Raw genomic sequence first — 22185 nt, forward strand, 5'->3', positions numbered from 1 at the left:
AGAGGCGCCGGGCGCCAGCACCCCTAATCCTTCACAACATTGGACAGTTTCGCGGGCCAGGGCACATTGGGATCGATCCGCACATAAGCGACGCCCGGGACGCCCGTCTTTACAAGGGTTAGGTGCCGCCGGAGCAGATCGGGATCGATCCGCGCCTTCACCCGGAACATCAGCTTTTCACGCTCGCTGGACGTCTCGACTGATTTAGGTGTGAACTGCGCAACGTCTGCGACAAAGCTGATCCGCGCCGGAACGTAGCGATCGGGCAGGGCGTCCAGAACGATGCGCGCCTCGTCGCCAAGTGCGACCCGGCCTGCGACCGCTTCCGGCAGGAAGAACACCATCGTCACATCTGACGGGTCGATCAGCGTCAGCACCCGTCCGCCTGCCGCTACCACTTCGCCGGGCTGCGCGATGCGATATTGGATGCGGCCTGCGCGGGGCGCGCGAAGGACGCTGTCGTTGATGTCGGCCATGATCCGGTCGATCGTGGCGCGCGTCGCGTCGACATTGGTGCCCGCCCCCACGACCTGGCTGCGCGCGGCGCGTATTGCGGAATCCACCGCCGCGACCTGAGCTTCCGCCGCCGCCACGGCGGCCGAGGCGCCCTCGACCGCCGCCTGGTCATTATCTCGTTCCTGCATCGGGGTGGCGCCCTCTTTCGACAGCGTCGACGATCGCGCCAGCCGCTTGCGCGCCACGTTAAGTTCGGCCTCGCGCTGGCGGACAGTTGCTTGAGCGAAGGCCTTGTCGCTCTGGCGTTGCAGCACCTGTGCCTCGCTGATCTGGATCGCGTTGCTGGCCTGGGCCAGTTGCGCGCGCGCTTGTGCCAATTGTGCCTGCAACGCGTCGGTATCCATGGTCGCGACGACCTGCCCCTGGCGGACGAACTGACCTTCGTTGACGGTGATGTCGGCGATCCGTCCGGGCATCTTGGCGGCAATGTCGATCTCGACCGCTTCAATTCGCCCGTTCCCGCTGACGATCCCCGCAGGCATGCCGGAGGGCCGAAGGGTCAGCCACACGAGGACCGCGATTCCGACGACCCCCAGCGCGATCAACCCACGCGACAGCCACCGGTTTTTGTGCACATCAGTCATGGCCCAGGCGTCCTCCCGTTCGAGGGGGCGGTGGAATCGAACACGGGCTGCGGCGCAAACCCGCCCCCGACGGCGGCATAGAGCGCGACGCCACTCGCCACCTCAGCGCGGCGAAGCTGCACCAGCAACTGCTGTGTTTCGAAGAGGTCGCGCTGCGCATCCAGCACCTCCAGGTACGTGGATCGGCCATTGTCGAACCGCAGGGTCGCGAGCCGTGCGCGCTCAGTCAGTGCGTCGAGCACGCCGCGTGTCGTTTCTATCTGCAACGACAGTTGGCGTCGCCGGGCGAGCGCATCGGAGACATCGCGAAAGGCGATCTGAATGGCGCGCTCATACTCGGCCACCGCAAGGACCTTTCTGGCCTCAGCGACGTCAAGATTGGCTGCGAGCCGGCCGGCATTGAAGATCGGCAGCGTCAGCGATGGCGTAAAGCTCCAGACCGTTGTTGGCCCGCTGAACAGATCCCCCAGGTCGGTGCTCGCGATCCCCGCGCCTGCCGTGAGCGCAATGTTCGGGAAGAACGCGGCGCGCGCCGCTCCAATATTGGCATTCGCTGCGCGCAACTGCCGTTCGGCGGCGAGGATGTCTGGCCGGTTTATCAGCAGGTCCGAGGGAAGGCCGGGGGGGAGCTGAAGGTAGGTGGTGATCTGCGCAAAGCGTCGCTCGGCAGGGCTGAGCGTTATTGGCTGGCCGACGAGAAGTGTCAGCGCGTTTCGGTTGACCTCCTGATCCTGTTGCAGCGCCTGCAAGGCCGCGCGCGCCTGGCCAAGCAATGCCTGCGCCTGGGTCATGTCGAGCTTGGTGCCCGAGCCCACTTCATACCGTCGCCGGACGATCCGTAGCGATTCCTCCCGCGTCGCGATCGTCCCGCGCGCGAGCGCGGCACGCTCCTCATATTCGCGCTCAAGAAGGTATCCGTTGGCCACCTGAGCGATCAGTTGGGTGGCAACGCCGCGTCGCGCTTCTTCCGAGGCGAGATACTGCCAGCGTGCCGCATCGCGCAGGTTGCGCAGCCTGCCCCAGAAATCGATCTCCCACGCCGCGCTGGCCTGAACCCCGATCGAACGCACGTCGATCGGTGTCGCCGAGTTCCCGGGAAGGTTGAACAGCGTCCGGCCCCGTGATGCTGACACGTTGCCGTCAATCTGCGGATACAGCGATGCACCCTGGATCTGCCAGGCTCCACGTGCTTCAAGCACCCGGGCTGCCGCGACACGGATGTCCCGATTGTTCGTCAGCGTGAGGCCGATCAGCCGCTGGAGTTCGGGATCGCGAAAGAATTCCTGCCAACCGATCGTTGCGATGGTCGCGCCATCCGGATTAGCGCCCGGAAAACGCGGCGCGACGGGCGGGGCAGGGGTAACGTGATCCGGAGCGAAGGAGCAACTCGCCAACACGAGGGAAATGAGCGTGATCGGCACGGAGCGCGACCGCGACACTATCGGGCGGGTCGAGCCCCTGATCATCATTCCTTCAGCACTTGGTTGGCCATCCTTCAGTTCGACACGCCACCAGCCCGCTCGCACTTGCCAGCGACATCGGTCTTCACGGTCGGCATGCCGATGCTTTGAGCCGGGTCATGCGCGCACAACCCGGCGTGCTCGTGTGAAAGGTGTCACCGACCCCATGGAATCCGCCAATCCGGAGTTTTGCTTATATCGCGAGCGTCCCCCGGCCTCCACCGTGTTGGGGGGCATTCGCCGCTGTATTGAGGAAGGAAGTGGTTTTTGGATCCAAGTAGATCATCACTATTAACCATTAATCGAGATTGTGTTCTTTTCTGCTAAAACTTATGTTAATTAAGTAGTTGCCGGACGGCGGGGAAACCGTGCGGCACTGGGAGGGCCGATGCACTCCATACGTGGGGCTTCGTTGCGTACCGGTCTGGCCGGCTGCGGTATTGCCGCAGGGACGGTAGGGCTGGCTGCTGTTACGCAACATGCGCTTACCAAAGGCGCGCCGAGTGTTGCCCCATTCGTCCTGTTCTTCTTCGCCATCTCCGTCACCGGAATGCTTGCGGGCGCCGTTTGGGCGGGCGTCTGCGCGGCGCTGTCGGCTGGACTGACCTCATGGCTGGGATGGTTGCCGAGCTCGCAAGGCTTGTTGCCCTTGCTTGAGTTCGGCGTGGCATCCGGCGGGGTCGTCGCCTTGTCGTATCTTCATTCGGCCCGCGCCGATCGCGAGCGTGAGGCAGCGCGTGAACTCAACCTGCTGATCGAGGGCGCGACCGGTTACGCAATCTACATGTATGATGCGGCGGGCCGCGTTTCCGTGTGGAACGAGGGTGCGCGCCGGTTAATGGGATGGAGCAGCGCCGAGGTAGTCGCAAAGCATTGTTCGATTTTCTACACGCAGATGGCGGTAGCCGAGGGTCTGCCCGAGCACCATCTGCGCACTGCGGCCACGAAGGGTTCGTTGAACGGCGAAGACTGGCATGTCCGCAAGGACGGCTCGCGCTTCCTCGCCCGTTTCACCATCAAGGCGTTCTACGACAATTCCGGAACGCTGCGCGGCTATGGAAAGTTGATCCGCGACATTACGCAGCAACGTGCCGAACGGTTTCGCGCCGCGGCGAGCGAAAACCACTATCGTTCCATTCTCGCCACCGTGCCGGATGCCATGGTGGTCACGAACCGGGCGGGAAACATCCTGTCTTTCAGCGCGGCGGCGGAGCGTCTGTTTGGCCTATCAGAGAGTGAGGTTGTCGGCACGAGCTTCGACCGTCTGATCGCCTCGTCTGGCCCACAGGGGCGGGCGGCGAGCGTCGATCATTATCTCACCGTTACGCGCAGCAGCAGCGACGGCGTCGGCTGCACGCTGCTCGGCCGCCGGGGCGACGGGTCCACGTTCCCGCTGCGCCTGTCGGTCGGCCAGGCGATCACCGAGGGGAAGCCGATCTTCACCGCATTCTTCCGTGATCTGACCGAGCAACGACGTACCGAGGAACGGCTGGAGGAACTGCGCACCAGCCTGGTTCATGCCGCACGCGGCAGTGCGATGGGGACGATGGCGTCCACCTTGGGGCACGAGCTGAACCAGCCGATTACCGCGGTGGTCAATTACATGCGCGGGATACGCAATTTGCTGCGCGAGGGGAATGAAGAAGATCGCGACATGATCGACGACGCACTTGCCGATGCGATGCGGGAGGGGCTCCGTGCGGGCGAAATTTTGCGCCACCTGCATGACTTCGAAAGCCGCGGCGAGATGGAGTTTACCGTCGAGGCTCTTCCCCAGTTGATTGAGGAGGCGTCGCAGCTAGCGCTGATTGGTGCGCGTGAGCGCGGCGTCTGGGTGACGTTCGATATCGATCCCAGCGCCACTCCGGTGCTGGTTGACCGTATTCAAATCCAACAGGTTTTGATCAACCTGATCCGCAACGCGATTGAGGCGATGGCGGAGTCGCCGGTGCGGCATCTGTCCGTCTCAACCCGGGTCGAGGAGGAGGGATGCGTGCGAGCGACGGTGGCAGACACGGGATCAGGCATTGCGCCCGAGGCCGCCGCGAAGCTCTTCCGTGCCTTCAACAGCACCAAGTCGGGCGGAATGGGTCTTGGTCTGTCGATCTGCCGTACCATCGTCGAGGCGAGCGGCGGCAAGATCTGGGCGGAGCCGCGCTCCGGCGGGGGCACGGCATTTCACTTCACGATGGTTCAGGCCGATCAGGAGTTGGCAGAATGACTGAGAAACGCTTGGTGCACATCATCGATGATGAAGCAGCGGTCCGACGGTCCGCCAGCTTCATGCTCAAGACCCTCGGCTTCGCAACGCGCACCTGGGAGAGCGGGACCGCCTTCCTGAAGGAAGTGCGTCACGCAGAGAATGGCTGCATCCTCCTCGACGTGCGAATGCCGGACATTGATGGGTTGGCCGTGCAGCAACAACTGATCCAGCGCGGGGTCGCCATGCCCGTAATCGTGCTGACCGGCCACGGCGACATCACGATAGCCGTCAAGGCAATGAAATCCGGGGCGGTCGATTTCATCGAAAAACCGTTCGATAGCGACGTTCTGTTGGCGGCGCTCGAACATGCGTTCGAACGGCTGGAGAAGTCAGCGGATGCGCTGTCGCGTGCGGCGAACGCCGACCTGGCGCTGGGTGCGCTGTCGCCGCGCGAGCGAGAGGTTCTGGCGGAACTTGCCGAGGGCTTTCCGAATAAGACCATCGCCTATGATCTGGGCATATCGGTCAGGACCGTCGAGGTTCACCGCGCGAACGTGATGACCAAGTTGAAGGCGCGCAGTCTTTCGGACGCCCTACGTATCGCCTTCGCGGCCGGGCTGGGCGGTCCGCGTAGCTGATCCACCCACAGTGCTGTGGTGAGTTAGCCGAAGATTGCAGGACGGCTAACTGAGTGGTGCTACTCGCGTCGTGGAGGGCTGCACCTGCGGAATGGCCGATTCACGGTGGTCAGACGCTCGCAGGCGTTCTGCCGCTGCGCCTCTGCAACCAGCCCTCCAGCAAGCATTTTGTGAGTGCACTTGCCGCAGCTTAGGTACTCTTCCCAATACCCTGGAAAACCGCTGATCCTTAACTGTCGGACGGCAGCAATTAAGACTGAAGTCGGCGGAGCATCATCGCGGCACGTCAGGATACGGATCACCTCCTTGCACGTGAAGTCGTTGCTTCCGGGACCTAGTTGCATTGCCGCCCACCTGCCCGTGCGTGAAAGCGGCTCCCCCCGGCCGCCGGCGCAGCGTCTGCATCGCCACCGGTGCACGGGCAGGTGATTTTTTAGGGCGCACGGATCACCTGTTCCGCACCGCCTTGGACGCATCCCGATGCCTGGAGTTCGGAACGATGAGCACGCAAGCGGATTTGCCGGCGAAGACCCGATCGAGCGGCGAGGCGCCCCTGGGTTGGCTGCGAACAGAGATCGACCGGCTGTTTGAGAATTTCTCTGCGCCGACGCGTAGCGCGATCAGCTCTCGCCTGGGTAGCCTAGGCGGGTTCGAGAGCATGGTCAGCCTGCCCGCCTTGGAGATGACCGAGAAGGACAAGGAATACCGGCTCTCCGCGGAGATCCCCGGCATGACCGAGGACCAGATCGACATCAGCGTTGCCGATGGGCGTCTGACCATCTCGGGAGAGAAGCGGGATGAGGAGGAGCGCAAGGACGGCGACTACATCCTCAGTGAGCGCCGCTATGGCTCCTTCGTTCGCAAGATCGACCTGCCGAAGGACGTAGACGCCAATGCAGTGACCGCTCGTGTCGATAAGGGCGTACTCGTCATCACCCTGCCGAAAGACGCGAAAGCGGGCGAGCAGAAACGCCGCATCCCGATCTCGTCAGGAAGCTGAGTCTGTGCGGGCTTCTGCCGCTCGTTGCCCCCCATCGTTCACCTAGGAGAGTTCATGTGGCTGATCTGATTGTCGTCGGCTTTGACGATCCGCACGAGGCTGACCGCGTATTAGCCCAGTTGCAGCGAATGCAGCGCGAGTATCTCATCGATCTGGAGGACGCCGTTGTCGCCATTCGTCAGCCGGACGGAAAAGTGCGGCTGAAGCAGAGCTACAACATGGTGGGAACTGGAGCGGCGTCGGTCGGATTGTCGGGCGCGCTATGGGGTACGCTGGTAGGCCTGCTGTTCCTGAACCCGGTTGCCGGCATGGCTGTCGGCGCAGCGGTTGGGGCAGGGGCCGGTGCCCTGTCGGGCTCACTGATGGACTATGGCATCAACGACAATTTCATCCGCGAACTTTCCGATACGTTGAAGCCCGATAGCTCGGCCATCTTCGTGCTGGTGCGCAAGGTTCAGGCGGAGAAGGTGCTGAGCGAACTGTCGCAGGTTCAGGGTCATGTGCTTCGCTCGTCGCTGTCGCCCGACCAGGAAAAGCGGCTGCAAGAGGCGCTGATGAAGGTTTCCAACGATCAGGGAACGAGCAGCGAGGCGGCCGCTTAGCGGTGACCGGCGTCGGCCGGCGCGCGACGCATGCCGGGAGCGTTTGGCCGCTTGCGGGTGATCATCGGCCGTAATTTGTCCGGTACCGGCGCCTTTCGGCCGACGCGTCCGAGCGAGCTTCGTAACACCTGGGAGATGGTGAATGGCCACGACGATGAGGGCGGCGGTTGCGCGGCAGTTCAGCGCACCGCTGGTGATCGAGGAGCGGCCGGTGCCAACGCCAGGGCGCGGAGAGATTGTCGTCAAGATCGAGGCGACGGGCGTTTGCCATACCGATCTTCACGCGATCGGCGGCGACTGGCCCGTCAAACCAATCATGCCGCTGATCCCAGGGCATGAGGGCGTGGGCTATGTGTCCGCAGTGGGCGCCGATGTGCCCGACGTGAAGGAAGGCGATGCAGTGGGCGTGCCATGGCTGTACGACGCGTGCGGTCGCTGCGAATATTGCCAGACTGGCTGGGAAACGCTGTGCGAGCAGCAGCGCAACAGCGGGTATAGCGTGAACGGAACCTATGCCGAATACTGCCTGGCGGACGCGAAGTTCGTGGGGCATTTGCCGCCGTCGCCGGACTTCGCGTCAATCGCCCCGATCCTGTGCGCCGGGGTGACGACCTACAAGGGGCTGAAGGAAACTGAGGCGAGGGCAGGTGAGTGGGTCGCCATTTCAGGCATCGGCGGGCTTGGTCATGTCGCCGTGCAATATGCCAAGGCGATGGGCCTCCACGTCGTGGCGCTGGATGTGGATGCCGACAAACTGGCGCTCGCCCGAGCGCTGGGGGCCGATGTGGTGGTGGATTGCAGACAGGGTGACGCCATCGAGCAAGTGATGTCGGCGACCGGCGGCGGCGCTCATGGCGTGCTGGTCACCGCCGTATCGCCGCCGGCCTTTGCTCAGGCGATCGCCTGTACGCGCCGTCACGGGACCGTCGCGCTCGTCGGCCTGCCACCTGGCGATTTCCCGACCCCTATTTTCGATGTCGTGCTGAAGCGGATCACACTGCGCGGTTCGATCGTGGGTACGCGCCGCGATCTTTCGGAGGCGTTGGCCTTTGCCACCGAAGGCAAGGTGCGCCCCACGGTGGCCAGCGCGCCGCTGGATCAGGTGAACGACGTGCTGGACCGATTACGGCAGGGCAAGATTGAAGGACGGATGGCGCTGATCCCCTGAGCCGGGGAGAGGCAACCGGCGCGGACGCGATGGGTTGAAGAAGCAGGCGATCTGAAGTGAACTGGAAGGGTGACGATCACTGATCACCATTCCGGATCATTCAACTGGCAAAGGAAGACCGACCGATGAAGCCAAGCTTGTTCCTCGCTCCCCTGCTGCTGCTGGTAGTACCCGCCTGCCAGGGAACCACCGTCACTGAGGAGGCGGAACAGATCAACGTCGGCAATTACGCGAAGGAAGTGCTGGCGCTTCCGCAGGGCGATTTGCGCATCGTGCTGTTCCGCGCGATCCAGGATGCTGGGCTGCCATGCCAGGGGGTCACCAGCGCTGAGTTGATCGGCACCGATCCCAATCGGCCGCAGTGGCGCGCGCAATGCACCGACGGCAATTATCACCTGGTGACCGTGGATCCGAACGGGACCGCGCTGGTGGTCAGTCGCAAGACGCCCTGACGTTCTTCAACCATCTCGGGCTGGAAGGGGCAGGGCGCACCGATCCGGACGAGCGATGAAGGGGACGGATCATGTCAGAGGTGGTATTCCGCCCGAACCCATCGCACGTCGTGCTGCGGCCGTTCACACCCGCGGACAACCCCTTCCCGACCCACGATCTGCCGCAACAGCGGACAATGATGGTGGTGAAGCGGGTGAGCGCGCTCGATCCCGCATTGGTCACGCGTGAGTTGGAGACACTGAAGGGACAACTGAGCAAGCGGCACAGCCACGTCGACATGTTGCTGTCGCGCCGCTTCTACGCAGCCATCTCGCCATCAGGCGCCGCGCCGGAGCTTAGCGAGGAGCAGGTCGAGCTGATCGGCGGCTACCTGCTCGAGGAATATGCCGTCGAGGCGGCCGCGCTGTTCAACCCCAGCATCACCACCCACCCCGATCAGACTGATCTGCCAGCGGGCTCGATCCGCGTGCTGCTGACACTCCGCGCCGTCGGAGAGGGCCATGTATCGTCGATCGTATTCCGGGTCGGCATCGTCGGACCGGGCGGGAAGGTATCCTTTTATTCCCCGGCGCCGCAGCTGGTGTCTGCCCATGCGAGCCGCATTCCCGGCGGGTCCAAGGATGATCCCGCCATCCGTTTTGAATGCGGGCCGGACCCCGATCTGTCGCGGTTCGTGCTGTTTCCCGTGGCGCCCGGGCACCGCCGCGGGTTGGAGGACCTGCGCCTGACGCGGTTCGTCGAAGACGACGGCAGCGTGACCTATTATGGAACCTATACGGGCGTGGGGCAGGACGCGATCCGGCAGGAATTGCTCCGCACCACCGATTTCCGCACCTTCGATCTCGTCCCGCTGGAAGGGCGCTACGCCCGCACCAAGGGCATGGCGCTGTTTCCCCGGCGAGTGGGCGGCTATTACGCGATGTTGGGACGGCAGGATCATGAGAATATCTGGCTGCTCATGTCCAACGATCTGTACCGCTGGAACAGCGGGCAAGTGATCATCAAGCCGCGCTGGCCATGGGAGTTCATCCAGATCGGCGTGTGCGGCCCGCCTATTGAGCTCGACCAAGGGTGGCTGCTCATCACTCACGGCGTCGGTACGATTCGCAGCTACAGCCTGGGCGCGTGCCTGCTCGACAAGGATGATCCCAGCAAGCTGCTGGCGCGAACCGAGCGGCCGATCCTGGTGCCGATGGACGACAATCGGGACGGCTATGTTCCCAACGTCATCTATAGCTGCGGGGCAATCGTCCATGATGGCTGGCTGATCCTGCCGCATGGCGTGGCGGATACCTATGCCACGGTAGTCGCGATGAAGGTTGCAGACTTGCTCGCGCAAATGCGCTGATCTGCCACGTACAATTGCGGATGTTGGACGCCGGCGGTGTCAGGCAGCGTACGACCATGACCGACATGATCGAGGGCGGAGCCCGTGACCAGGATGGCCGCCAGGCCAGCCTGATCGTCTCACTGGATGAATTGCGCGCCGGCGACGTGCCGTTGGTCGGCGGCAAGAATGCCTCGCTGGGCGAGATGCTGCACGCGCTGAAGGGGCGTGGCATCCGGGTGCCTGAGGGTTTCGCCACCACCGCTAACGCCTATCGCCACGTGCTGTCGGCTGCCCGTATCGGTGACCAGATCGCGGAATCGATCGCGGCGATGCGCGCAGGCCGTGCAACGCTGGTGGAGACGGGGGAGGCGATCCGTCTCCAGTTCCTTGAGGCCGAGCTGCCAGCGGATCTCGCCGAGGGGATCGTGACCGCTTATCGCGACCTTGGCCGCCGCCATGGCATCGACCGTCCGTCGGTCGCCGTCCGGTCAAGCGCCACCGCAGAGGACTTGCCCGACGCGAGCTTCGCCGGGCAGCAGGAGACATTCCTGAACGTGCGCGGCGAGCGCGGGCTGCTGGATGCGTGCCGTCGGTGCTACGCCTCTTTGTTCACCAATCGCGCGATCAGTTATCGCGAGGCGAAGGGGTTCGATCACCAGTCGATCGCTTTGTCGATCGGTGTCCAGTTGATGGTGCGGTCCGACCTTGCCGGATCGGGCGTGATGTTCACGCTAGATCCCGAAACCGGCTTCCCCAAGGTGGCGGTGGTCAGCGCGGCCTGGGGACTGGGCGAAACGGTGGTGCAGGGCAGCGTCGACCCCGACATCTTCACGGTGTTCAAGCCGCTGGCCAATGATGCCCATCTGGTGCCCATCGTCGAGCGCAAGCTGGGCGCCAAGGCGCAGAAGATGATCTTCCACCAGGGAGGCAGCGCGCGCACCAAGACGGTGGAAACCTCGCACTTCGAACGCGCCCGTTTCGTGCTGTCGGATGCCGAGGTACTTCAGCTGACCCGCTGGGCCGTGCTGATCGAGGAGCATTACGGCCGCCCAATGGACATCGAATGGGCGAAGGACGGCGAGACTGAGGAGCTGTTTATCGTGCAGGCGCGCCCGGAAACGGTGCAGTCGGCGCGGCATGGTCAGGTCATGCGGACATGGCACCTGCAGGAGCGCGGCCCGGTGCTGACCACTGGCGCGGCCGTCGGCGACATGATCTGTTCGGGCCAGGCCTGCATCATCCGCTCGCCCACAGACATTGGCGCTTTCAGGGACGGGTCGATACTGATCGCGGAGAACACCGATCCCGACTGGGTGCCGATCATGCGGCGAGCGGCCGGCATCATCACCAATCACGGTGGCACTACGAGCCATGCCGCCATCGTCAGCCGCGAACTGGGCGTTCCTGCCGTGGTGGGTACAGGCAATGCCACTGCGGTGATCGAGGATGGAGCCGAGATCACGCTGTCGTGCGGCGAAGGCGACACGGGAAGGGTCTATGCCGGGGCGCTGGCGTTCACCACCGATGAGATTGCCGTCGCCGACTTGCCCCCTGTGCGCACTGAGTTGATGATCAACTCAGGCGATCCGGCGCAGGCGTTCCGCTGGTGGCGGTTGCCGATCAAGGGCGTGGGCCTGGCGCGAATGGAGTTCATCGTTTCCACGCTGATCAAGGTGCACCCGATGGCCCTGGTGCATCCCGAGCAGGTAAGCGATCCCGAGGAGCGGCGTGCGATCGATCAGTTGATCGCGGGCCATGTCAGCGGCGCCGACTTCTTCGTCGAGACGCTGGCGAGCGGGATAGCCAAGATTGCAGCGGGACAGATGCCCCGCCCGGTGATCGTGCGGCTTAGCGATTTCAAGACCAATGAATATCGCCACCTGCTGGGCGGCGCGGCGTTCGAACCGGTCGAGGCCAACCCGATGCTCGGTTTCCGCGGCGCCTCGCGCTACGCCCATCCGCGCTACCGCGACGGCTTTGCGCTGGAATGCCGCGCGCTGCGCCGGGCGCGTGAGGTGATGGGGATGACCAACATCATCGTCATGGTGCCGTTCTGCCGCACGATCGCGGAGGCAGAGGCGGTGCTGGCGGAAATGTCGCGCCATGGGCTGGAGCGATCCGAGCGCGGGCTGCAGATCTACATGATGTGCGAGGTGCCATCGAACGTCGTGCTGGCGGAGGAATTCAGCCAGCGTTTCGACGGGTTCTCGATCGGCAGCAACGACCTGACGCAACTGATGTTGGGTGCCGATCGCGATTCGGATCTGTTGTCGGAGCTGTTCGATGAGCGCGATCCCGCGGTGCTGCGCACGATCGGCGACTTCATCCGGCGCGCGCACGTCGCCGGCCGAAAGGTCGGTATTTGCGGACAGGCGCCGAGCGACCATCCCGAATTCGCCGCCTTCCTAGTCAGCGAGAAGATCGATTCGATTTCGCTGAACCCGGATTCGTTCGTGAAGACGCTTCGGCATGTCGCAAAGGCGGAAGAGACCTTTGCCGGTCGATGATGGCGAAGGTCGTCACGCTCACGCTCAACCCCGCGCTTGATGTCAGCACGTCCACGCCCGAGGTGCGGCCGACCGACAAGCTGCGTTGTGCCGAACCCGCTTATTATGCCGGCGGTGGCGGGATCAATGTCGCCAATCTGATCCACGCGCTGGGCGGCAACGTGCTGGCGGTGGTGACCGCAGGGGGTCCGTTTCGCGCGCGGTTCGAGGATCTGCTGCTGCGCACCGGGACCCCTTTCGCGTTCATCCCGATCGCGGGCGACACTCGCGCAAACCTGACCGTCACCGAGGCGCGCAGCGGCGCGGAATATCGCTTCGTGATGCCCGGCCCGGTGCTGAGCGCGACAGAACAGCAGAGCTGTGTCGACCGGGTCATGGCCGTGCGCCCACCGCCCGAGTTTGTGGTGATCAGCGGCAGCCCGCCACCCGGGGTGGGTCCCGAACTGATCCAGCAGCTGAGCGACTGGTGCGACAAGGTGGCGGCGCGGCTGATCCTGGACCTGCCGGGGGAGCATCTGCGTACCAGCGGCACGCGACGGGCCTATATGATCAAGCCCAATCTGCGCGAACTGGAACTGCTGGTTGGTCGCAAGCTGATCGGCGAGGAAGAAGAGGCCGCGGCGGCGGTGGGACTGGTGGAGGCGGGCTTTGCCGATGCGGTGCTCGTGTCGCTCGGCCCCCGCGGCGCCTTGTTAGCGACGGAGGGCGGTGCCGAGCGTATCGCCGCACCGGCAGTGGAGGTGCGCAGCGCGGTGGGTGCCGGCGACGCGATGGTCGCCGCGGTGACATGGGCGCTGTCGCAGGGATGCCCGGTGGCGGAGGCTGCGCGGTTCGGCGTGGCTGCCGGCTCCGCGACTCTATCGACTGATGGTACCCAGATCGCGCCGCCGGAGATGATCTTCGGTCTGTTCGAAGCGCTGCGGCCGGCGCGTTCGGTGCTGGCGACCAAGTCTCACCGGGGTCGCTGAGCGTCGATCGGGACTCTACGTAATTCCTTTTCGGGGGGCGGCTTTAAGATCAGAATCGGTTCAGTTCAGAGGATCCGATGCCAAGCGACGTCGAATATGCCATCTTCCGTGCGCGCGCCGAATTGGCGATGGTACGCCGGGCGCGCAGTACGGAGGCGCGTACCGCTCATCTGGAGTTGGCGCGCCGCTATCTGGCGCGATGCCCCGGCGATGCGCCGGTGCGCGACCTGCGCTGAACAGAGCGCGCCGTACGCTACGTTCGGCGCGGGCCGTGACCATCGTCTGTTCGCCAATCCGGCACCATCCGATTGCTCCCGATCCTGACCGTCTATTGACGGTGCAGGTTGCCGCCTCGGCTGGCTGCCCTCCTTTGCCGAGGCGGCGGCGCCATCTAGGCGCGCACCCTCCATCGATGCACTACGTAAATAACCCTAAAGATCAGAATAGCTCAGCTGGGCCGAGACCTTAGCGTGACCAGCGATCTGATCTGCGAAATATTTTCCTGGCTTTCGTATCTGGAGGCAAACGGCGCTGCTCAACTTTCAGCGGATCCTGTCCCGGGCACCTGTTGAACTGTACCCTCGAGCAAACACGGCGCGATCATGTGGCCAGCGGCCACACGCGGGACATGGCGCGCCCGGCAGGAATCGAACCTGCGGCCCCAAGCTTAGAAGCGAAAGGGTGCGCCGAGGCGGGTTAACGGTTCACGGAGGAAAACCGCCACTTTCCTTCCCATTGTTTCCTTATTGTTCCTGTTGTTTCCCATTGCCGTGATTGCTGGGTGCTTGCTAGCGTGATTGCTATGGCAAGCGCGCGGATCACGAAAACAGCAGTCGAGAGCATCCAGCCGGGTAAGTCCGACGTGTTCGTCTGGGATGCCGGGGACCGGTCGATCAAAGGCTTCGGCGTGAAGGTCACGCCGAGCGGTTCTCGCATCTACGTGTTCCAGTATCGGCTCGGCGGCCGTGGATCGAAGACGTCGCGGTTCACGATCGGGAAGCATGGCGTTTGGACTGCCGACCGGGCGCGCGCGGAAGCCGAGCGGCTGGCGCGTTTGGTGGGGCAGGGGGGTGATCCCTCCGCGGACAAGAAGGAGCGCCGACGCCAGGCTGTCGATCTCGCGTTTGACGCATATGCGCGCGATCGCTTCCTCGCCGGATACGCGAAAACGGAGTGGGCTCGATCCTACGGCTTGGCCGAACGCTCACTCCGGCTCCATGCGATCCCAGCGCTCGGCAGCACACCGCTGCCCAAGATCAAGAAGGCGGACATATCGGCGCTGTTCGATCGGTTGCCGGCGACGAATGCCGGCACGCGGCGCAACACCTTCACTGTACTGCGGCGTCTGTTCCGGGTGGCGGTGTCGCGCGGCGATATCGAACGCTCGCCGATGGAGGGCTATGAGCCGCCGCGCGCGCCTGCATCCCGCGATCGCGTTCTGACCGACGACGAGCTGGTGACGATATGGAAGGCGGCTGGCACGTTGGGATATCCGTTCGGACCATACTTCCAGATCCTGCTACTCACCGGCCAGCGGCGCGAAGAGGTGGCTGGGCTGGAATGGAGCGAGCTGCAGCGAGATGCCGCTCTGTGGACGCTGCCCGCCGCGCGGGCGAAGAACGACGTCGCGCACTTAGTCCATCTCACCGATGCGGTCGTCGAGATCCTCGACAGCATGCCGGGTGTGACCCGCGCGGCTGGCAAGGTGAAGTGGCCGCGTAAGGGCTTGGTTTTCACGACGAACGGGAAGACGTCGGTGTCGGGCTATTCGAAGGCTAAGGCTCGGCTTGAGAGGGCGATCGATGACGTCCTCAAAGAGGAGGCCGGGGCAGGGGGCGATCCCCCGCCGTTCGCAGCGTGGCGCGTGCACGATCTGCGGCGAACGTTGGCGACTGGGCTGCAAAGGCTCGGTGTGCGCTTTGAGGTGACTGAGGCGGTGCTCAATCACGTCAGCGGTGCGAAGTCGGGCGTGGCGGGTGTGTATCAGCGGCATGACTGGCGGGACGAGAAGAGGGCGGCGCTCGAGGCGTGGGGGCGCCATGTGGCGCAACTGCTTGAGCCGGCAGCGGCCAGCAATGTTGTGCCGATCAATCTAGCGGCGCGGTGAGGATGGCCGCAAAGATCTCGAGCGGAGGCACACACCCCTGCTTCTACGGCCAAACATGAGTTCAAGCGTGCCTTGATGCATCCAGTGCAGTTTGCCCCTCCGCCCGCATCGCTGATCGGGCTTCGCCTGAAGCGCTCTCCGTGATGCCAAATACGATCACGTTGTACGGGGCTGCCTTACCGTCGCTATCGACGACGCTCATTGTATGCGGATCGAAGCGCCATGAGCCCCAGCGCCACATGCTTGCTCCTGGCACCTGCACGACGACATAAGACCCGCGACGAAGACGGGCCGAGGTCTGCCCTGCGCCGAAATCCAGCCCGAGATCGAACAGCTGTACCTGCTCGTTCCATTCGCGCCTGAGCAAATTCTGCGCGATACCGCCGGCAAGGCTCACCAGCTGCGGGAGCGCAGGCTGCACCTGGCCCATGAGCTTAAGCCCATCCTTGAACGCGGAGCTCTGCAGCACGTCAATGATCGTCTGATCGCCCTTGTTGGCGATCAGGATCGTCCGGGCCTTGAAGGAGAGACCGTCTCGCGGGACCGTGAGCCCCGTGAAGATCGGCACGCCATTCACGGCAGCTCGATCGTTGTCGTTGATGGTGAGCACGGTCGCGAACTGGAGATCCTGCGCCTCGTCGCCAGCCTGATCTCGACCCTGAAAGTCGAACAGCACCGTATGCTGTCCGAAGCCCGGGTATTGGGCGACCTGAAACGCGTCCAGCGTCACCTTGATCTGCGAACCGACGAGCGAGTGGTCCGGTTCGGCCTCAAAGGCCGACTTGATCGGGACTAGCTCCCCTGTCGGCCGTCCCTCCGGAATGTAACCCACGACGTGAGCCGAATGAGTATAGACCTTGCCTAGGAGCCGCGCGAGACCCTGCCCGCGGGCGCCGGCCGCACGCAGCTCTCGCGCTCCTTCCTCGTCGCCGATCGCCTCAAGATAGTCGGCGAGTTCGGCGTCGCTTCGATAGGCAAGGCTCAGCTGTTCGTCGAACTCGATCATCGTCCTGCCCTTGCCCGCTGCGCCAAACGTCCCCGGATCGACGCAGCTATGTCGGCGTTGATCGAATCGGCCACTTCGATCGAGACGACCAGCGCATAGGGCACCTCGATCCTCGACAGTCCCGCGGCCTTGCCTGTCGCCTGCACGTTGATCACGAAGTCTCCTTCAGGCCCGAAGGGAATGGCCTTTTTGTTGCCCTCGTAGACGGCGTGGATCAGCGTTCCGCGTTTGGCGAAACCGACCGCGGGCTGGGCGCCATGTCGCTTCACGCCTTCCCAGATATTAGTTTTGCCGCTCGACCCGACCATGTTTAGCCCGATGGCCCGATACTGTGAGCTGTTAGGTAACACGGGGGTCAGCCAAGCCAGCGTCACGACGATCTTGCGGAATTCGGTACTGGATCGCAGATCATCGGGAAGCGGAATAAGCCATTCGTGCCGCTTTTCCTTAAGAATTCTGTCCTCGGCGAGCAGCGTGACGCGATGCCCGCCGCCTTCGACGAGACGGCCGTCGACCGGACCATAGCCCATCGCGCGCGACACCGCTTCCTTCCGACGCGGCACGCTGCCGGCCGGAATGTGGATGTCGGTCATCTCTTGCCCGAGATCGCCCCAGCTCGCGCCGTGTGCAATGAGCGCCTTCAAGACGCACGGCGCTGTATCGCGTCGATACCACGGCACCCCAGCATTGATCGGCGAGTCATCCAAAACATCGCCGATCATCATTCCCATGCGGGTCGCAAGCGCCGCCGCGTTGCTGGTGCCGGACGACATCCGCGTAAAGTCGAGGTGACCCGTTGCGGGATCGGGGGTTGCGACTAGCTGGCCATACCGGTCAGCATGCTCGCGGCCATGGACGCGCAGCATCGAGCCCTCGGTCGCTAGTGCGATCTGGCGGCCGCCGGGAAGCATGACGTCCGGCTTCACGGAGCGGTTGAAGCCGTGCCCCAGACCGGAGCCGAGGATAGGCACCGCGCGATCGCCATAGGGATCTGCGACGCTGCCAGGCAGCGTGAGGATCGACCCGTCGCAGTGAGCGGCGGCCACGGTTAACGCATTTACGGACTCAGCCGGCGCGAAGATTGTCCTCTGCGACTTCGCCGCCTCGATGGCGCGCAGCAGCTCGGTCCGACGATGCTCTGACGTCGCCGCCCGCATTGCGGCACCCGTCGGATAACCCGGCACCTCGAACGGCTCGGGAATGTTGCCCGCGCTGACGACGAAAAGAACCCGATACTTCCAGGCTAGATAGTCCAGCAGCCGCGCCCACGGGCTCATGGTTCCGGCGAAACCGGCGGCTTCGTCGCAGATCGAGTGATTGATGATGACGACGTCGGGGCCACTCGGATCCTGACCGCCCGTGCCCTCTTTCAGTTCCTTCACGGCGCGATGGATCACCCCAAGTGCCAACTTGTCCTTCGGCGGGGTCTCGTACGGGCCGTCGGGCATCAGCACCGGTACCACCTTCAGCCTGCGATCGAGCGGTGCATTCTCCTCGTGAAGGTCGCCGCGCAGGATCAGCGACGCCATGGCGCTCCCGTGGAAGCGCCGGTTTACCGGCGCCATCGAGTCCGCGACGTCGAGCTCGATCACGTCAAGCCTGTTGCGCAGCTTCACGTGGTTCTCGACCGGCCACCCATCGATCAGTGCGCCGATCTCCGCTCGCCCAGGAGGACCGTCGTCATCGCCAGCATCCTCCGTCTCGCCGGACACGAGTTCGTCTATGCTGAAGCGGAAGCCGCTCTGCGGCCGGATCGACATGATATCGTCGTCCAGTGCGAGCGGCCCCGATCGAGCAACGATTGAATCCACAGCCGCACCCGGCAGATGGACCAGCGCTGCATGATAGCGGATATCGTCGAGACGCAGTTCGTCGAGGATCTCGCCCCCGACCTCCTCCACTGCAGCGTGGAACTCGATCACCGCTCGATCACGATCAGTGGCATTGCCGCGGTACCAGAGATCGAATTCCAGCCGCAGGTCGTCGCTCTGCTGACGCGCCCGCTCGTCGCTCAGCCGGCGCAGCGTCGCATCGCCGATCCGGTCCTCCGGACCCCATGCTCTGAGTTCGTGCAGCAGGCCGAACAGCTTCCACCAGTCGCCCAGACCGTCCGGCGCCCGCTTGTTCGCCTTGTACGTTTCCCAGAGATCTCGAAGCGCTTCGAAGGTCGCCTTGGTCGGCATGCCGAGATAGAGCGCCCCGCCCGTCTCGTCGTCTGGGACGGCGTCCTCGCCAAGCAGGAAGTCGAAGTCGTACTCGCTCAGCTCACCGACGGCGCCTCCGACTGCATCCTCGTCCTCGCCGTCTTCGTCGTCGCCTTCGTCTACCAACGGCTCGAAGTACGATCGGACGCCACGTAGCGTGGTGACATCCTCGGCCAGCCATTCCAGGCCGATCTTTGCGGCAGCGTTGACGAACACGGCTGGGGACCCGATCACCTTCAGCACGAGCGCGCGCTCGGGCGCCAAGGCCGAAGGATCGTCCGCAAGCCGTATGTCATCGCGATCAAGGATGTTGGACAGGCTGCGGTCGATGGCTGGCCCGATGCGACGCACCTGCGTCTCCACCGGCACGACGCGACGACGACGGCGGTCCGGGGTTCCAGGAATGCGATCTAGCTTCTTGCCCTTATTCCGACTTAGCGGAAGTATCTCGGTCGCCATCCCCCTCCGCCACTCCGGTCTTTGGACCGAATCTCTTCTTCCAAGTCTTCATCTGCTGCACGACGATCGCTTTCGGCTGCCCCTTAGACAGGACGATCTTGCGCTTCACGTCCAGCAGGAACTCCTCCGCCTCGGCGAAACTTCCACCTTCCAGATCGCGTGCAAGCGCAGCGGGATCCATGCCGAGCGACTTGCGGTCGGCGCCGACGTGATTGAGCCAGCGCCGGAAGTCGGCGCGCGTCGGCATGGGCAACTCAAGGCGCAGCTGGAACCGACGCCATACGGCGCGATCAAGCAGTTCGGGGTGGTTTGAGGCGCAGACGATCACCGTATAAGAAGGCAGATCGTCCATCTGGAGAAGAAGAGAGGACACGACACGCTTGATTTCGCCGGTCTCGTGAATGTCGCCGCGCTCCTTGCCTAACGCATCGAACTCGTCGAGAAACAGAACGCAGGGCGTGGAGCGGGCGAACTCGAACACCCGCTTGAGACGCGCCGACGTCTCGCCGAGATAGCTGTCGATCACCGCATCATATCGGATCGTCAGGAACGGGACTGCGAGCGCGAAAGCGATCGCCTCAGCCAGCGTGGTCTTGCCATTCCCCGGGGGGCCCGCCAGCATGACGCGGTGGCGCGGATCAAGCGAGTTCGCACGCAGGCGATCGGCCTCGTGCTGCTCCTCAATCAAATCGCGCACCTGCGCCTCGACCTCGGGCGGCAACACGAGATCGTCGATGCTCCGCCGGGCGGGGCGCTCGATTACCAGATCGCGGACTTTGTCGGGCAGGAACGTACCTCCGACCGCTCGAGGGGCCTGGCGCGACGGCGGCGCTACGGCGCCGAGCGCCTTGGAGAGTCGGTCGGCAAGCGTATGATGCTGCTTGGCGCGCGCTTCCGCAACCAGCGCGGCCACCGTCCGCTCCAGCTTGGCATGGTCGTTCTGTGCGCCGGCCTCTGCCAGCTGGATCACAAGGTCCGCTCTGCTCATCGCTTCACCACTGCGGTCGAATCCCCGCGATTAGCCACCCTTGAGTTCATTGACGCGCAACCCTGTAAGGTCAAGGTCAAGCGGTGATACGAAGCGTCTGGTTAATTTATCGCTCGGCATATAGCGGCTCTTTGCTAGAGGCTTGCCGGCTACGCTTGGTCGGTCATGCCTGCACTTGAGCATCGCCTCACGTAGATGACTAGCCGCGATAATCATCCGGGCGGCGGATGACCATTCAACTGCGGCACCTTGCCCGATGCGCGCTCGCGATCAATCAGTGAGCCTCGTCGTGGCGCACTAAGCGTCAGCTCTTGTTCTTAGCCGCCCGTCCGGCCTTCCAGATCGCGTATTCGTCTTGAAATGACGGAGTCGCCGGCGCGTTGAGCGTTGGCAGACCAAAATGATGAGCTATGAACCGATCGAGTTGCGCACGCGCCCACAGCATGTTCGTTTCCTCTTTGACGCCCATGTGCTTGAACCGGACAAGGAAGGTAGCGTGGCCAATGCCCATATACGCGGCAGCGACGGGCGCGGTCATACGCGCTGGCCAGTCCGGCAGGCGTTCGATGCGATCGAGAGCGGTCATCCGGCGCTCGTATCACCGCGGCGGTGGATAGCCACCTTGCGGCAGCGCCTTGCCCGCGGCGCGCTCCCGATCGGTTGGCGGCACGAAGATGCGCGTGTCGGTGCCCTGCGGCCGGCAGCCCAGCGCCTGGAACTTGTCCGGGCCGGCGGCAATGCGGGGGTGTGCGCTCAGCATGTCGCGCTGAATGGCGAGGCAGCGGACATCATTGATCCGCGCAGCTTCGCGGGCTCGTTGAACGTCGTGAACATGCCGTAAGTGGCCCACGAGATCGTGATTCCCGTTGTAAGCGCCCAGAGGATCGCGCCACGCTTGCTCGTTGCCCATCCAAGTCGCAGCGCGGGTTAGCCCTGCCGCCAGCAGGACAGCGTTCGAAAAGAATTCGCGGCCATCGACCAGCGGTAAGAGGGGCTGAAGGCAGAACGCCATCACCGCCGCACCAAGTGCGACCGCCTGAAACCAGCGTTTCGCCGGCGCCAGCGTGTCGTCATGCTCGGTAATCCTGTCGTTCATGGCACACGCGTCAGACGCGCGAAAGCGTGCCCTCGGCGGAGGACTACTTGCGGTCTACGCCAAGCGCATCAGTATCAGCCGCCGAATGACTTCGAGCCTCCGGGATGCTTGGCACGGCCGGAGTTCAAGACCGCTTACTTTTCCTGCCGCGTGCCGAAGACGCGTTGCGCTCGCCGCGCTAACACCTGCGGATCGGAAGCATCTCGCGAGACGACTCGACGAGCTCTCTGGCGAGAAGTTTCCACCTCGTCGATTAATGCGGGCGTCTGAGCAAGGGCGACACGTTCCGCTGCCCGCGCAGCTGCGGTTTCGCGGAGTCGCTCGTCGACATACCTCGAGAGATGCTCGATCGCTCCTGATGCGACTAGGAAGTCGAGATCGTGACGCTCAAGCCGGACCCCACGACCATTCTCGATCGCGCGGGTGATATGACGGTGCAGTTCGATCGCTGTTCGGGCCATTGTTCATTGGAGCGTGCACGGTCCCGACGCGCCAGTCTCGGGCGGCGGGGCGATGATCCTTTAGGGCAGGGCGACTAGCCCTCGTGCACCTACGCCGATGCCGCCGCCGGCACGTGGGACAGCCACCCTCCTGGCGGAGGGCACGGCCTGACAAGCAGTCAGCGCTTGCGAAGTGGCGACAGGCGAGGCGCCAACTCGGACAGACGCGGAGTGACCGTCTTTAGCCGAGGACCGGAGCGAGCCGGCACCCGCGGCGCGGTCAACGTGGGCGGCCAGCTCCAAACCTTCAGGGGATGATGAGGCGCACCCTCCGCCCCTAACTCGCTCTTCGGCTTGCCGTACATGCACCGCCAGCCATCTTCTGTCAGTCGCCAGCCGATTTCACCGAAGCGGCCGGGCCCGGTTTCAAGTAGCCCCAACTTGGTCAGTCGATCG

19 protein-coding genes are annotated in these 22185 nt (G+C 63.9%); 12 read left to right on the forward strand and 7 right to left on the reverse strand.

The annotated features are described in order from the left end of the window. Nucleotides 1-23: 23 nt before the first annotated feature. Entirely contained in the window at nt 24-1100 is a 1077-nt protein-coding gene (locus K0S66_RS00930) for an HlyD family efflux transporter periplasmic adaptor subunit (protein WP_301073196.1), read from the reverse strand. Beyond that, on the reverse strand, nt 1097-2521 hold the full coding sequence (locus K0S66_RS00935) for an efflux transporter outer membrane subunit (RefSeq protein ID WP_301073197.1): 1425 nt from the start codon (nt 2519-2521) through the stop codon (nt 1097-1099). The genes K0S66_RS00930 and K0S66_RS00935 overlap by 4 nt, the downstream gene beginning before the upstream one ends. Before the next feature lie 679 nt (nt 2522-3200). Between K0S66_RS00935 and K0S66_RS00940 the strand changes: the two genes are divergently transcribed. From K0S66_RS00940 to K0S66_RS00990, 11 genes are all read left to right on the forward strand, one after another. Beyond that, nucleotides 3201-4781, forward strand: a complete 1581-nt coding sequence (locus K0S66_RS00940) for a PAS domain S-box protein (protein WP_301073198.1) — start codon at nt 3201-3203, stop codon at nt 4779-4781. Further along, a complete protein-coding gene (locus tag K0S66_RS00945) occupies nt 4778-5401 on the forward strand; it encodes a response regulator (protein WP_301073199.1) in 624 nt (207 codons plus the stop codon). The genes K0S66_RS00940 and K0S66_RS00945 overlap by 4 nt, the downstream gene beginning before the upstream one ends. A 364-nt stretch (nt 5402-5765) precedes the next feature. Beyond that, complete coding sequence (locus K0S66_RS00950; protein WP_301073200.1) at nt 5766-6401, forward strand: Hsp20/alpha crystallin family protein; 636 nt, start codon at nt 5766-5768, stop codon at nt 6399-6401. A 56-nt stretch (nt 6402-6457) separates the two neighbouring features. Beyond that, nucleotides 6458-7003 carry a DUF1269 domain-containing protein gene (locus K0S66_RS00955; protein ID WP_301073201.1) on the forward strand — a complete coding sequence of 182 codons (546 nt, stop codon included), beginning with the start codon at nt 6458-6460 and terminating at the stop codon, nt 7001-7003. Between the two features lie 142 nt (nt 7004-7145). Further along, nucleotides 7146-8171: an alcohol dehydrogenase AdhP gene (gene adhP, locus K0S66_RS00960; protein WP_301073202.1), complete on the forward strand. Its 1026-nt coding sequence runs from the start codon at nt 7146-7148 to the stop codon at nt 8169-8171. A 125-nt stretch (nt 8172-8296) separates the two neighbouring features. After that, nucleotides 8297-8623: a hypothetical protein gene (locus K0S66_RS00965; RefSeq protein ID WP_301073203.1), complete on the forward strand. Its 327-nt coding sequence runs from the start codon at nt 8297-8299 to the stop codon at nt 8621-8623. 71 nt (nt 8624-8694) lie between these two features. Then, entirely contained in the window at nt 8695-9972 is a 1278-nt protein-coding gene (locus K0S66_RS00970; protein ID WP_301073204.1) for a glycoside hydrolase family 130 protein, read from the forward strand. A 56-nt stretch (nt 9973-10028) separates the two neighbouring features. Beyond that, complete coding sequence (ppsA, locus tag K0S66_RS00975; protein WP_301073205.1) at nt 10029-12461, forward strand: phosphoenolpyruvate synthase; 2433 nt, start codon at nt 10029-10031, stop codon at nt 12459-12461. Next, nucleotides 12461-13429, forward strand: coding sequence for a 1-phosphofructokinase family hexose kinase (locus tag K0S66_RS00980; protein ID WP_301073206.1), 969 nt, complete (start codon nt 12461-12463; stop codon nt 13427-13429). Before ppsA ends, K0S66_RS00980 begins: the two co-directional genes overlap by 1 nt. Nucleotides 13430-13506: 77 nt before the next feature. Beyond that, the gene (locus K0S66_RS00985; RefSeq protein ID WP_301073207.1) at nt 13507-13665 is read left to right on the forward strand and encodes a hypothetical protein; all 159 of its coding nucleotides are present in this window, start codon (nt 13507-13509) and stop codon (nt 13663-13665) included. 566 nt (nt 13666-14231) lie between these two features. Continuing rightward, a complete protein-coding gene (locus tag K0S66_RS00990) occupies nt 14232-15536 on the forward strand; it encodes a site-specific integrase (RefSeq protein WP_301073208.1) in 1305 nt (434 codons plus the stop codon). A 61-nt stretch (nt 15537-15597) separates the two neighbouring features. On the opposite strand, the gene K0S66_RS00995 is transcribed toward K0S66_RS00990, so the two are convergent. The 3 genes from K0S66_RS00995 to K0S66_RS01005 are packed head-to-tail and all read right to left on the reverse strand — an operon-like array spanning nt 15598 to nt 19827. Further along, nucleotides 15598-16542: a hypothetical protein gene (locus tag K0S66_RS00995; RefSeq protein ID WP_301073209.1), complete on the reverse strand. Its 945-nt coding sequence runs from the start codon at nt 16540-16542 to the stop codon at nt 15598-15600. After that, entirely contained in the window at nt 16539-19205 is a 2667-nt protein-coding gene (locus K0S66_RS01000; RefSeq protein ID WP_301073210.1) for a S8 family peptidase, read from the reverse strand. Before K0S66_RS01000 ends, K0S66_RS00995 begins: the two co-directional genes overlap by 4 nt. Next, a complete protein-coding gene (locus tag K0S66_RS01005) occupies nt 19171-19827 on the reverse strand; it encodes an ATP-binding protein (protein WP_366520764.1) in 657 nt (218 codons plus the stop codon). The genes K0S66_RS01000 and K0S66_RS01005 overlap by 35 nt, the downstream gene beginning before the upstream one ends. A 6-nt stretch (nt 19828-19833) precedes the next feature. Here K0S66_RS01005 and K0S66_RS01010 point away from each other — a divergent pair, with 6 nt between their 5' ends. Continuing rightward, nucleotides 19834-20280 carry a hypothetical protein gene (locus tag K0S66_RS01010; protein ID WP_301073354.1) on the forward strand — a complete coding sequence of 149 codons (447 nt, stop codon included), beginning with the start codon at nt 19834-19836 and terminating at the stop codon, nt 20278-20280. A gap of 217 nt (nt 20281-20497) precedes the next feature. Here the strand turns inward: K0S66_RS01010 and K0S66_RS01015 are convergent, their stop codons facing one another. Then, nucleotides 20498-20779, reverse strand: coding sequence for a hypothetical protein (locus K0S66_RS01015; protein ID WP_301073211.1), 282 nt, complete (start codon nt 20777-20779; stop codon nt 20498-20500). A 12-nt stretch (nt 20780-20791) separates the two neighbouring features. Then, nucleotides 20792-21289 (reverse strand): hypothetical protein, encoded by a 498-nt coding sequence (locus K0S66_RS01020; protein WP_301073212.1) that lies wholly within the window; start codon nt 21287-21289, stop codon nt 20792-20794. Nucleotides 21290-22185: the final 896 nt, after the last annotated feature.

It is taken from the genome of Sphingomonas sp., assembly GCF_029239295.1.
In the GTDB taxonomy this organism is placed as follows: domain Bacteria; phylum Pseudomonadota; class Alphaproteobacteria; order Sphingomonadales; family Sphingomonadaceae; genus Sphingomonas.